The 12,139-nt window shown below is 66.5% G+C and carries 13 protein-coding genes and 1 pseudogene; 6 read left to right on the top strand and 8 right to left on the bottom strand.

Going from position 1 to position 12,139, the window contains the following annotated elements; translation table 11 throughout:
- Positions 1-164: pseudogene (locus GH737_RS09100) on the bottom strand (dihydroorotase); the annotation flags it as partial.
- 23 nt (positions 165-187) lie between these two features.
- Here GH737_RS09100 and ygfZ point away from each other — a divergent pair.
- Positions 188-904 (top strand): CAF17-like 4Fe-4S cluster assembly/insertion protein YgfZ, encoded by a 717-nt coding sequence (gene ygfZ / locus GH737_RS09095; protein WP_155264521.1) that lies wholly within the window; start codon positions 188-190, stop codon positions 902-904.
- On the opposite strand, the gene GH737_RS09090 is transcribed toward ygfZ, so the two are convergent.
- Both GH737_RS09090 and acnA read right to left on the bottom strand, forming a co-directional pair.
- Complete coding sequence (locus GH737_RS09090; protein ID WP_230558719.1) at positions 866-1,147, bottom strand: CBU_0592 family membrane protein; 282 nt, start codon at positions 1,145-1,147, stop codon at positions 866-868. The genes ygfZ and GH737_RS09090 overlap by 39 nt on opposite strands.
- Positions 1,144-3,825, bottom strand: coding sequence for an aconitate hydratase AcnA (gene acnA, locus GH737_RS09085; RefSeq protein WP_155264520.1), 2,682 nt, complete (start codon positions 3,823-3,825; stop codon positions 1,144-1,146). The genes GH737_RS09090 and acnA overlap by 4 nt, the downstream gene beginning before the upstream one ends.
- 221 nt (positions 3,826-4,046) lie before the next feature.
- On the opposite strand from acnA, the gene GH737_RS09080 reads away from it, so the two are divergent.
- The gene (locus tag GH737_RS09080) at positions 4,047-4,244 is read left to right on the top strand and encodes a hypothetical protein (RefSeq protein WP_155264519.1); all 198 of its coding nucleotides are present in this window, start codon (positions 4,047-4,049) and stop codon (positions 4,242-4,244) included.
- Here GH737_RS09080 and GH737_RS09075 read toward each other — a convergent pair.
- Positions 4,241-5,230, bottom strand: coding sequence for a magnesium transporter CorA family protein (locus GH737_RS09075; RefSeq protein WP_230558720.1), 990 nt, complete (start codon positions 5,228-5,230; stop codon positions 4,241-4,243). The two genes, GH737_RS09080 and GH737_RS09075, sit on opposite strands and share 4 nt — an antisense overlap.
- 54 nt (positions 5,231-5,284) lie before the next feature.
- On the opposite strand from GH737_RS09075, the gene GH737_RS09070 reads away from it, so the two are divergent.
- Together GH737_RS09070 and GH737_RS09065 are read left to right on the top strand one after the other, a co-directional pair.
- Entirely contained in the window at positions 5,285-5,842 is a 558-nt protein-coding gene (locus GH737_RS09070; protein WP_155264517.1) for a DUF2585 family protein, read from the top strand.
- 64 nt (positions 5,843-5,906) lie between these two features.
- Positions 5,907-6,419, top strand: coding sequence for an acyloxyacyl hydrolase (locus GH737_RS09065; RefSeq protein ID WP_196233069.1), 513 nt, complete (start codon positions 5,907-5,909; stop codon positions 6,417-6,419).
- Here the strand turns inward: GH737_RS09065 and GH737_RS09060 are convergent.
- The 3 genes from GH737_RS09060 to GH737_RS09050 all read right to left on the bottom strand — a co-directional run bounded on the left by GH737_RS09060 (position 6,416) and on the right by GH737_RS09050 (position 8,812).
- Positions 6,416-6,826 (bottom strand): hypothetical protein, encoded by a 411-nt coding sequence (locus GH737_RS09060; protein WP_155264515.1) that lies wholly within the window; start codon positions 6,824-6,826, stop codon positions 6,416-6,418. The genes GH737_RS09065 and GH737_RS09060 overlap by 4 nt on opposite strands.
- Positions 6,823-8,220 (bottom strand): class II fumarate hydratase, encoded by a 1,398-nt coding sequence (fumC, locus tag GH737_RS09055; RefSeq protein WP_155264514.1) that lies wholly within the window; start codon positions 8,218-8,220, stop codon positions 6,823-6,825. The genes GH737_RS09060 and fumC overlap by 4 nt, the downstream gene beginning before the upstream one ends.
- Positions 8,221-8,320: 100 nt before the next feature.
- Positions 8,321-8,812: an SspB family protein gene (locus tag GH737_RS09050; protein WP_155264513.1), complete on the bottom strand. Its 492-nt coding sequence runs from the start codon at positions 8,810-8,812 to the stop codon at positions 8,321-8,323.
- Between the two features lie 48 nt (positions 8,813-8,860).
- Here GH737_RS09050 and GH737_RS09045 point away from each other — a divergent pair, with 48 nt between their 5' ends.
- The gene (locus GH737_RS09045) at positions 8,861-9,238 is read left to right on the top strand and encodes a histidine triad nucleotide-binding protein (protein ID WP_155264512.1); all 378 of its coding nucleotides are present in this window, start codon (positions 8,861-8,863) and stop codon (positions 9,236-9,238) included.
- Between the two features lie 71 nt (positions 9,239-9,309).
- Complete coding sequence (locus GH737_RS09040; RefSeq protein WP_155264511.1) at positions 9,310-10,932, top strand: amino acid permease; 1,623 nt, start codon at positions 9,310-9,312, stop codon at positions 10,930-10,932.
- Here the strand turns inward: GH737_RS09040 and GH737_RS09035 are convergent.
- Entirely contained in the window at positions 10,929-11,924 is a 996-nt protein-coding gene (locus GH737_RS09035) for an adenosine kinase (protein ID WP_155264510.1), read from the bottom strand. The two genes, GH737_RS09040 and GH737_RS09035, sit on opposite strands and share 4 nt — an antisense overlap.
- Positions 11,925-12,139: the final 215 nt, after the last annotated feature.

The raw sequence follows: 12,139 nt of genomic DNA, 5'->3' as shown, positions 1-12,139 counted from the left end.
GCAGCGGCGTCGGGCGTCGTCACCGGGGGCACGAGATTGGGCATCGCGATCGCGCGTGCAAACTGCCGCGCCGTCCAGGGCGCGACCGCGCGCAGCATGGCGCCGTCGCGCAGATGCACGTGCCAGTCGTCGGGTCGGCGGATAGTCAGCGTTTGCGATGCCACGCGCCGCTCCCTAACTGAGACCCATGGCCGCTACCACCCTGACCGACCGCGCCGTCCTCCGCGTCTCCGGAGAGGATGTGCGCGGCTTCCTCCAGGGGCTCGTGACCAGCGACGTCGCGGGCGCCCTCCCGGTCTGGGCGGGGCTGCTGACCCCCCAGGGCAAGTGCCTGTTCGACTTCATCCTGTGGTCGGAGGGCGCGGACCTGCTGCTGGATTGCGAAGCCGAAGCCGTCGATGAGCTGATCAAGCGCATGGCCATATACCGCCTCCGGCGCTCGATCGCGATCGAGCGTGACGGCTCGCTCACTGTGCACTGGTCGAAGGACGCCGGCGAAGGCGTTCCAGACCCGCGCCTCGCCGCGCTCGGAAACCGGTGGCTCGCACCTGCGGACGAACCCGCGCGGGGCTGGCTCGAGCACCGCCTGTGCCTCGGCGTGTGCGAAGGCCGCGCCGAGCTCGGCGACCTGCTCTGGCTCGAATGCAACGCCGCCGAGTTGGGCGGCGTCAGCTTCACCAAGGGCTGCTTCGTCGGCCAGGAAAATACCGCTCGGATGAACTGGCGGCAGAAGATCAACCGCCGGCTGTTCGTGGTTACCGGCCCCGGTGGGGAGCGGTCGCGCGTCGAACATCCCGACATCGGGCTTTCCGTCGTCCACGCACGAATCGACGCGATTCCCGACAACGCGTTGATCCCCGAGTGGCTACGCCGCGCGCTTGCGGCGCCCGAAGATGCGAAGTGATGCGATGGCGCCGATCATCAGCCACAGCACATTGAGCACCGCGCTCGGCAGCGCGCCATGCCACCAGCCGTTGATGACGAAGCCGGCGGCGCCGACGACGTTCATGACCTGGTAGGTCAGCGACTGGCCGGTCAGCCTCCCTGCGGACAGCAGCAGATAGGCGAGCAGGATCAGCACCGCTCCGCCCCAGCCTGCGATCTCGACCAGCCATCTGGTGAGGTCCCAGGCAGGCAGCCCGATCACGCGGCCGCCAGCCTCCGCAGGACGTAGTGAAGTATGCCGCCGGCGTTGAAATATTCGAGCTCGTTGTAGGTGTCGATGCGGCACCGCGCCGTGAACGAGAATTCCTCGCCGTCGTCGCGGTTGACCTTCACTTCGACATCCTGCCGCGGCTTCAGGCCGGCAATGCCGGTGATCGTATATTTCTCAAGCCCGGTCAGGCCGTGAGTCGCGGCCGTCTCGCCGTCGCCGAACTGGAGCGGAAGAACGCCCATGCCAACGAGGTTCGAGCGGTGAATCCGCTCGAAGCTTTCGGCGATCACCGCGCGCACGCCGAGCAGGATCGTGCCCTTCGCAGCCCAGTCGCGCGAGCTGCCGGTGCCGTATTCCTTGCCGGCGACGACGACGAGCGGACGGTCATCCTGCTTGTACAGCATCGCCGCGTCGTAAATCGGCATCACCTCGCCGGTCGGCGCGTAGCGGGTGAACCCGCCCTCGACATTGTCGAGCATGCGGTTGCGGATGCGGATGTTGGCGAAGGTGCCGCGCATCATCACTTCGTGGTTGCCGCGGCGCGAGCCGTAGCTGTTGAACTGCCCGCGGCTGACGCCGCGTTCGAGGAGATAGCGGCCGGCCGGGCTGTCGGGCTTGATCGCGCCGGCGGGCGAGATGTGGTCGGTGGTGATCGAATCGCCGAAGATCGCCAGCGGCCGCGCCCGCTCGATGTCGGCCGGCGGCACCGGCTGCATCGTCATGCCGGTGAAATAAGGCGGGTTCTGGATATAGGTCGATTCCGCCGGCCAGACGTAGGTGTCGCCGCCGGTCACCTCGATGGCCCGCCAGCGCTCGTCGCCCTGGTAGACGTCGGCATAGCGGCGCCGGAACATCTCGGAATGGACGTGCGCGTCGATCAGCGAGCGGATTTCCTCGTTCGACGGCCAGATGTCCTTGAGATAGACCGGCTCGCCGTTCGAAGCGGTGCCGAGCGGCTCCTTGACCATGTCGGAACGCACGGTGCCCTTGAGCGCATAGGCGACCACCAGTGGCGGCGAGGCGAGATAATTGGCGCGGCAGTCCGGCGACACGCGGCCTTCGAAATTGCGGTTGCCCGAAAGCACGCTGACGGCGACGAGGTCGTTCTCGTTGACCGCTTTCCTGATCGGCTCCGGAAGCGGACCGGAATTGCCGATGCAGGTCGTGCAGCCGTAGCCGACGAGGTCGAAGCCGAGCGCGTCGAGGTCGTCCTGCAGCCCGCTTTCCTTGAGATAGTCGCTGACGACCTGGCTGCCGGGGGCAAGGCTGGTCTTCACCCACGGCTGCACCTTGAGGCCTTTTTGCCGTGCGTTGCGGGCGATCAGGCCGGCGGCGATCATCACCGACGGATTGGACGTGTTGGTGCAGCTGGTGATCGCGGCGATGGCGACGTCGCCGTTGCCGAAATCGAACGCTTCGCCCGGGACCGCAACGCGCGGATCATTGGCCTTGTGGTACGTGCCGTCGAGCTCGGCGTTGAATTGCTCGTCGACCTCGCTCAGCAGCACCCGGTCCTGGGGCCGCTTGGGACCGGCCAGCGACGGCTCGATCGAGCTCATGTCCAGCTCGAGCGTGTCGGTGAACAAAGGCTCGGGCGAGCTCGCGTCGCGCCACAGCCCCTGCGCCTGTGCATAGGCGCGCACCAGCGCGATCTGCGCCTCCTCGCGGCCGGTGAGCTTGAGGTAATCGACCGTGCGCTCGTCGATAGGGAAGAAGCCGCAGGTCGCGCCATATTCGGGTGCCATGTTGGCGATCGTCGCGCGATCCGCGAGCGGGAGATTGTCGAGGCCGGGGCCGTAGAATTCGACGAAGCGGCCGACGACGCCTTTCTGGCGCAGCATCTGCGTGACCGTCAGTACGAGGTCGGTCGCGGTGATCCCCTCGCGTAGCTCGCCGGAGAGCCGAAAGCCGACCACCTCCGGGATGAGCATGCTGACCGGCTGCCCGAGCATCGCCGCCTCGGCCTCGATCCCGCCGACGCCCCAGCCGAGCACGCCGAGACCGTTGACCATGGTCGTGTGGCTGTCGGTGCCGACAAGCGTATCGGGATAGGCAATGGCCTCGCCGTCCGCGCCTTCATTCGTCCACACGCATTGCGAGATGTGCTCGAGATTGACCTGGTGGCAGATCCCCGTCCCGGGCGGAACCACTGCGAAATTGTCGAATGCGCGGCTGCCCCACTTCAGGAATTCGTAGCGCTCGCCGTTGCGCTCATATTCGAACTCGACGTTCTTCTCGAATGCGCGCGGCGTGCCGAACTCGTCGACCATCACGCTGTGGTCGATGATCAGGTGCACCGGGACGAGCGGGTTGATCTGCTGCGGGTCGCCGCCGAGCTGCGCCATCGCGTCGCGCATCGCGGCGAGGTCGACCACCGCCGGAACCCCGGTGAAGTCCTGCATCAGCACGCGCGCCGGCCGGTACTGGATCTCGCGGTTGATGCGCCGTTCCTTGAGCCAGTCGACCATCGCCTGGAGGTCGTCGCGCTTGACCGTCACGCCGTCCTCGAAGCGGAGCAGATTCTCGAGCAGCACCTTCATCGAGAACGGAAGGCGCGAAACGTCCCCCAGGGAATCACCCGCCTTGCTCAGCGAGTAATAAGCGTAGGTCTTTCCGTCGACGTCGAGAGTCGAACGCGTGCGGAGGCTGTCCTGGCCGGTGGGGATCATTGCTGTCCTTCAAACCGTTGGCCGAGCGGCGGGAATTTGCCGCTGGCGGGGTTGCCCCAGCCCTTAGCAACCCGCTCCCGAGCCCGCAAACCGGCGCCCCCAGAAGTGAATTGCGACGAACCGAACAGCAGTGGGGGCAGGCCGACCGAGCCCGACTCCACATTGTCTCGCACGTGCAATAATGTTGGATTTGCGGGAAAATTGTAGAAGGAGCATGGCTAGTGACGGGCAAGGCCCACGACAGCGACTATTTTCGCCGCCGCGCCGCGGAGGCGCGCGCAGCAGCCTATTCGAAGGGGAATGAGAAGGCCGCCGTCGCTGGCGAACTGGCGCTTGCCTATGCCGCCCTTGCCCGCCGCCGCGCCGCCGCGGACGGCGAGACGATCACCCCGATCATGACCGTGGGCGAGCCCGGCTAAATCCAGCCGCGCTTCTTGAAATAGAGATAGGGACCGATCGCGGTCGCGAGCATCACCGCGAGCGACGCCGGATAGCCGTAGTGCCAGTCCAGTTCCGGCATGTAATGGAAGTTCATTCCGAAAATTCCCGCGACGAGCGTCGGCGGTAGGAAGATCACCGCAGCCCACGAGAACAGCTTCATGGCCGCATTCTGCTCGATGCTGATCAGGCCGAGCGACGCGTCGAGCAGAAACGTGAGATTGTCGGACAGAAAGCTCGAATGCTCGCTGAGCGACGTCACGTCCGCGGTGAGGCTGGTGAGGTGGTGCCGGAAATCGGGCTTGCTTTCATCGTGAGCGAGATTCGAGCCGCCCAGGAAGCTCAACATCCGCTGGGTGCTGACCGCCGAGTAGCGAATCTTGGCGAGCAGAGTCTGCGTCCGCCCGATGCTGGTCAGCAAGGCGGTCAGCTTGGCCGCGGGGATGCGCCGCTCGTCCTGCTGTTCCTGGAAGATCTGCTGCGAGAGCCCCTCCATCCTTGCGCTCACGTCTTCGATTTCGTCGGCAAGACGATCGATGATGGCGTCGAGCAGGCGCACGAGCGCGGTCGGCCCGTCGCGCACCAACTCGGGGTCGCGGCGCGCGTGGTTTTCGAACGTCCGAACCGGCTTGGGCGTCGCATAGCGGATCGTGACCAGCCGGCTGCCAGCAAGCACGAAGCCGATCGGAGTCGTCGTTGGTTGCGCCTCGTCGACTCCGCGCAGCGCGTTGGCGGTCATGTAGAGCGCGCCGTTTTTCTCGTAGAGGCGGCTCGAGGGCTCGATCTCGGCCATTTCCGCCTGGGTCGGGACATTCACTCCGATACAGCGCTCGACGAGGCGCTCCTCCTCGTGAGTCGGCTCCTCGAGATCGATCCACGTCGCTTCGTCGGGAATGCGCTGCAGCTTCGCATCGATGATGCGGCCGTCGCAGCCGGGCCCGTACGCGCGAAGCATGCGCGCGTGCATCACGCCAACGGCTGATCTTTGCAAGCGCCAAGGCTCTGCTAAGCGTGTGCACGAATGACCGTCCGCAAAGCCGCGCTGGCGGCCATCGCCATCGCCGCCGTAGCGGCCGCGATCGAGCTCGCCCTGGGCCGGCACTTGCTTTGTGCCTGCGGCTCGCTCGAGCTGTGGGTCGGCGCGCGCGACAGCCCGAAGACGAGCCAGATGCTCGCCGACTGGTACAGCCTCAGCCATGTCGTCCACGGGCTGCTCTTTTATGCGGTATTTTGGTTCCTGTTCCGGCGGTGGCCGGTCGGCAAGCGGTTCGTCGCTGCGGTAATGATCGAAGCGACCTGGGAAATGATCGAGAACACGCCGGTGGTGATCGACCGCTATCGCGAAACCGCGGCGGCGCTCGGCTACAACGGCGACAGCATCGTCAATTCGATGTCCGACATCGCGATGATGGCCCTCGGCTTCCTCGCCGCGCGCAAGCTGCCGGTCTGGGCATCGCTGCTTTTGGTCGTCCTGATCGAGCTCATCCCGCTGTTCGTGATCCGCGACAACCTGACGCTCAACGTGTGGAACCTGGTCGCTCCGAATGACGCCGTCGCCGCCTGGCAGGCGGGGCACTGACGGCACGAATTCACGCGCGAAGCATTGGTACGCCCATTCCCCCCCCCCGAGGAGAGACTTGCCTGTGAGACTCGCAGCCCTTCTGTGCCCCGTCCTGCTCCTGGTCGTGAGCGCTCCCGCCGACGCGGGGGAAGTGTTCGGCGGCGCCTACGCCCATGACGTCAAGCTGCCGACCGACAAGAGCGGCCTCGAAAGCGGCGCCGACCTGATGCTCGGCTATCGCGGCGGAAGCATCGGCCACACGCCGCTGCAACCCTATGTTTTCGGCGCGCTGAACACGGCGGGCGAGACGAGCTATGCGGCGGTCGGGCTTTCGGCAAGATTCGGACGCACCATCTACTTCCGGCCCGGCTTGGGAATCGCGATCCACAACGGGTCGGCGGGCAAATTCTACCGCACCGACAGAATCGCGTTCGGCAGCCGCGTGCTGCTGGAACCCGAAGTCGCCGTGGGGACGCAGATCAACAACCGGCTGAGCGTCGAGGCGAGCTGGGTGCACATGAGCCACGCCCAACTGTTCGGGCGCGAGAACCCGGGGATCGACAATCTCGGGCTTCGGCTCAACCTTGCCCTTTAGAGACAGCGGACCAGCTTCGGCGCGACTCCCCGCTGGAGCCGGACGCTTCTGACCGGATAGGCGCGGGCAATCGCAATATCGAGCCACAGCACGCCGCCCGGATCCAGCCTCCCGCTGATGTTCGCCGGGACGGGCATGGGACCGCGCACCGTCTCAACGCCCGTTCCGCGCGTGTAAGTTCCTGCCGTGAGGAAATGACCGCCGACGTCGAGCTTCACCGGGCCGGTGAAGTCCGCGGAGCCGCAGGACAGGCTTACGTGCCCGTGGCCATTGGCCGAGATTTCAAGTTCGATCTGATCGCCGCCCCATTGTCCCGGCGGGATTGTCCGCCCGTCTCCCGGCGCTCTCCCGGAATGGGCGCAGCCGGCGCTCGCCAGAAGCAGAGCAAGCCCGGCATGACGGCTCATCGGCCGACCATGCCCTGCGGCTTAACCACTCGGTCGAACGTCTCCGCATCGACCAGCCCGAGCTCCAGCCCGGCTTCCTTGAGCGTCTGGCCTGTCTTGTGCGCGTGCTTGGCGATCGCCGCGGCATTGTCGTAGCCGATTTCGGGGGCGAGCGCAGTCACCAGCATCAGCGACCGGTTCATCAGCTCTTTGATCCGATCGATATCCGGCTCGGCGCCGTCGAGCATCCGCGTCGTGAAGCTTTCCATGCCGGTCGACAGCAGGTTGATCGAGCGGATCACGTTGGCGCCGATCAGCGGCTTGAAGACGTTGAGCTCGAGGTGGCCCTGAAGGCCGCCGACCGTCACCGCGACGTGGTTGCCCATCACCTGCGCGGCGACCATGGTCAGCATCTCGGCCTGGGTCGGATTGACCTTTCCCGGCATGATCGAGCTCCCGGGCTCGTTTTCCGGGAGCTTCAATTCGCCGAGGCCGCAGCGCGGGCCCGAGCCGAGCAGGCGGATGTCGTTGGCGATCTTGGTCAGCGCGACGGCGATGACGTTGAGTACCCCCGACAGCTCGACGAGGGTGTCGTGCGCGGCAAGCTCGGCGAACTTGTTGGTCGCCGAGGTAAACGGCAGCTGCGTCAGATTCGCGACCTCCTTGGCGAATTCCTCCGCGAAGCCCTTCGGCGCATTGAGTCCGGTGCCGACCGCCGTCCCGCCCTGCGCAAGCCGCATGAGCCGGGGAAGCGCGTCGTCCACCCGCTCAATGCACGCGTCGAGCTGCGCGGCATATCCCGAGAACTCCTGCCCGAGCGTCAGCGGCGTCGCATCCTGGAGGTGGGTTCGGCCGATCTTCACAATGTCGTCCCAGCGCTTCGCCTGCTCGGCGAGCCGATCGTGCATCCTCTTCAGCGCGGGAAGCAGCCGGGTGTGCACGCTCATCGCCGCGGCGATATGCATCGCGGTCGGAAAGCTGTCGTTGGACGACTGGCTCTTGTTCACATGATCGTTGGGATGGACGGGCGACTTGCCGCCGCGCTTGCCGGTGAGGATTTCGTTGGCGCGGCCGGCGATCACCTCGTTGGCGTTCATGTTCGACTGGGTCCCCGATCCGGTCTGCCAGATGACCAGCGGGAACTGGCTGTCGAGATCGCCCCGCGCGACCTCGCCCGCGGCCTGCTGGATCACCTCTGCGACTTTCGGGTCGAGCCCGCCGATGCGTGCATTCACCCGCGCCGCCGCCTGTTTGATCACCCCGAGCGCATGGACGATCTCGAGCGGCATCTGCTCGCGCGGTCCGAACGGGAAATTCTCGACGGAGCGCTCGGTCTGCGCCCCCCAGTAAGCGTCCGCCGGAACCTGGATCGGCCCGAAACTGTCGGTTTCGGTGCGGGTAGCGGTGCTGGGCATGCTTCTGCTTCTTCCTTCGTCATTCCCGCGGCAGCGGGAACCCACCATGCTCGAGCCGCTAGGAGGAAGGTGGATGCCGGATCAAGTCCGGCATGACGAACTATTTCTTCCGCGTGAAGTCCACGCTGACGACGTTGGAGCCGTCGCCTCCGCTCTCGTCCTTGGCTTCCATCGCGGGATCGTTCTCCGCTTGCTCATGCTCCTCGGCCGGCGCCTCGGCGGAGTCGGCATGGAAGGTCAGCGCGAACTCGACCGCCGGGTCGTGGAACTGCGTTACCGCCGCGAACGGCACGTGGAGAGTCGAGGCCACGCCGCCGAACGACAGCCCGACGGAGAAGGAATCCTCCTCGACCTTGAGGTCCCAGAAGCGGTGCTGGATGACGATCGTCATCTCGTCGGGGAAGCGCTCCATCAGATGCTTGGGGATGGAGACGCCCGGCGCCCTTGTCTTGAAGGTGATGTAGAAATGGTGCTCGCCCGGCAGCCCGCCCGTTGCCTCGACCTCGCCAAGCACGCGCCCGACCACCGCCCGCAGCGCGTCCTGCACGATCTCGTCGTACGGAATGAGGCTTTCGGGAGTCTCGTCGCTCATGATTTCCGGTGGTAGCGGGCGAGCGACCACGGTCAAGCGGAGTCGGACATGGCCATCGACGCGACGCAACCCTATGACGACAGTAACATCTTCGCCCGCATTCTCCGTGGCGAGCTGCCGTGCCGGAAGGTATTCGAGGACGAGCATGTGCTCGCCTTCGAGGACATCAACCCGCTCGCGCCGACCCACGTCCTCGTCATCCCGAAGGGCGCGTACGTCTCGTGGGACGATTTCTCGGCCAGGGCCTCGGGTGCCGAGGTTGTCGCGCTGGTGCGCGCGACGGGTCAAATCGCGCGCGAGGCCGGGCTGGTCGAGGACGGCTATCGCCTTCTCGCGAACACAGGCCTCAATGCCGGCCAGGAAGTCCCGCACCTCCATGTCCACATCTTCGCCGGCCGCCCGCTAGGCCCGATGCTCGCGCGTTAATCGAATTCGCCGTTGCGCCAGCGGCAGCAGCCGCTAGGTTCCGCCGCAATACGATCTCGGAGGGGAGTTCAATGGCGACTGCAGCACCCAAGGGGGGCATCTTCGGGCGCGTCAAGCCGCTCGACGCGATCCTCGCGACGGCCGAGAAGAAATCGCTCAAGCGCACGCTCGGGGCGATCCAGCTCACATTGCTGGGCGTCGGCTGCGTCATCGGCACCGGCATTTTCGTGCTGACCTCGGTCGGCGCACAGAAGGCTGGACCGGGCCTCGTCGTGTCGTTCGTCATTGCCGGCGCTGTCTGCATCGTCGCCGCGCTCTGCTACGCGGAAATCGCCTCGATGGTGCCGGTCGCCGGGTCCGCCTATACCTACAGCTACGCCGTCCAGGGGGAGTTTCTCGCCTGGACCGTCGGCTGGGCCTTGCTCCTCGAATATGCGGTCGGCGCGGCGGCCGTTTCGGTCGGCTGGTCCAATTACTTCACCGACACCGTCCTTGCCCACTCGCTGGGAATACAATTACCGCCCTGGCTCACCGCCGGCCCTCTGATTCTCGGCGGCCTGCCCGGCGGATTCGTCAACCTTCCCGCCGGGCTGATCGCGCTGCTGATGACGTGGCTGCTGATGATCGGCACGACCGAGAGCGCGCGCGTCAACGCGGTCCTCGTCACGATCAAGATCGTTGCGTTGACCGCGTTCGTGATCCTGACGATGCCGGCGATGCACGGCAGCAACTTCAGTCCGTTCATGCCGGGCGGCGTGTTCGGCGGCTTCGGGTCGGGCATCGGCGTGGTCGGCGCCGCGGCGACCATGTTCTTCGCTTATGTCGGCTTCGACGCGGTCTCGACCGCGGCCGAGGAGACCAAGAACCCGCAGCGCAACGTCCCAATCGGCCTGATCGGAAGCCTTCTCATCTGCACGGTCTTCTACATGGTCGTGGCTGCGGGCGCGGTCGGCGCGATCGGCGGCCAGCCGATCCTCGATGCCGCCGGAGTCCCGCTGATCACCGGCAGCCCGGAGCTGGCCCGGCAGTGCGCGCTTCCGCAATATACCGAGATGCTGGTGTGCTCGCGCGAGCCGCTGGCTCACGTCCTCAGGACGATCGGCTTTGGGGCCGTCGGCAACGCCATCGGCTATGCGGCGTTCATCGCCCTTCCGTCGGTGGTGCTGATCCTGCTGTTCGGCCAGACCCGGATCTTCTTCGTCATGGCGCGTGACGGGCTGCTTCCGGAGAAGCTTGCGACCGTCCACCCCAAATGGCGCACCCCGCACATCGTCACCGCGATCACCGGTGTCGGCGTCGCGATCGGCGCGGCCTTCTTCCCGGTCGGGCAGCTTGCCGACATCGCCAACGCAGGGACGCTCTATGCCTTCCTGATGGTGGCGATCGCGGTGTGGCAGCTGCGCAAGAAGGATCCGACGCGGCACCGGCCATTCCGGGTCCCGGCAATGGGGCTGGTGGCGCCGCTGACGATTCTCGGCTGCCTGTTCCTGTTCTTCAACCTTCCGGCACCAGCAATGCTGGTGCTCCCGGTCTGGGGCGTGATCGGCGTCGTGATCTATTACGCCTACAGCTACCGCCACAGCTACGTCGGGCGCGGGATCATCGAAGTTCCGGAGCTTGCGGCGGAAGCGCCGGCGAACATCGGGATCTCACCGCTTCCGGGCGCCCCGGTCCCGCCCGACGACCGGGACTAGGCGAACAGTTCGCCGGCCAGCGCCCTGAGGTCCGCCTCGGGGCGCGCGCCGTAATGCTGGATCACTTCGGCCGCGCAGATCGCGCCGAGCCGCAGCGAGCGTTCGAGGCCAAGCCCGCGCGCTTCGCCGACGAGGAAGCCGGCAGCGAACAGGTCGCCCGCGCCGGTCGTGTCGACCAGCGCGTCGATCGGCTCGGCGGGAACCTCGACGCGCTCGCCGCCGCGGGTCGCCAGCGCTCCGTCCTCGCTTCGAGTCACCACCAGCGTCTCGACCTTGCCGCTCACGGCGGCGATCGCCGTGTCGAGGTGGGGAACGCCGGCGAGCGCCTCGATCTCGGCCTGGTTGGCGAACAGGATATCGATCCGCCCATCGTCGAGCAGTGCGCCGAACCCATCACGGTGGCGGTCGACGCAGAATATGTCCGACAGGGTGAAAGCGATTTTGCGGCTCGCCCGCCGCGCCACCTCGATCGCCCGGATCATCGCATAGCGCGGCGTCTCGGGGTCCCACAGATAGCCTTCGAGGTAGAGGATTGCGCTCCCGCGGATCTGCTCCTCGTCGAGTGCGCTCGCGGGCAGATGCTGGGCCGCGCCGAGGAAGGTGTTCATCGTCCGGTGCCCGTCGGGCGTCACCAGGATCATCGACCGCGCGGTCGGCACGCCGACGTCGGCCGCCGGCGTGATGAACTCGACGCCGGCCGCGGTCAGGTCGTGGCGGTAGAACTCGCCCAGCTGGTCCGGGGCCACCTGGCCGATGAAGCCCGCGCGCCCGCCAAGCGCTGCAACGCCGGCCGCCGTGTTCCCTGCGGATCCGCCGCTCACCTGGCGCCCGGGGCCCATGTGGGCATAGAGCCGCTCCGCCTCTCCGGCGTCGATCAGCCGCATGGTCCCTTTCACCAGGCCTTCATCGGTGAGGAAATCGTCGGTCGCGTCGGCGATCACGTCGACAATGGCGTTGCCGATGCACAGCACATCGAGGCTCGGGTCGGGCATGGAATCTCTTGGCATAAGGCTGGAAAGGCGCGCCTAGCCGCGCGCTCGCCGACGGGCAACCTTGCCTAGCAGTCGCGCGGCGGGCATCGTCCGGCCATGCGCCGCTTGTTTCTCGCTTCCGCTTTGTTCGTCGCCGGCTGCGCCACCAGGCCCGAGCCGCCGCCTCCGCCGCAACAGGCGGTCCACGCCGCGCCGGTCCAGCGCGAGGCGAAGCG

Source organism: Sphingomonas segetis, assembly GCF_009720245.1.
Taxonomy (GTDB): domain Bacteria; phylum Pseudomonadota; class Alphaproteobacteria; order Sphingomonadales; family Sphingomonadaceae; genus Sphingomicrobium; species Sphingomicrobium segetis.
Note: the sequence above shows the minus strand (reverse complement) of the source record. Positions and strands in the feature narration are given on the sequence as shown.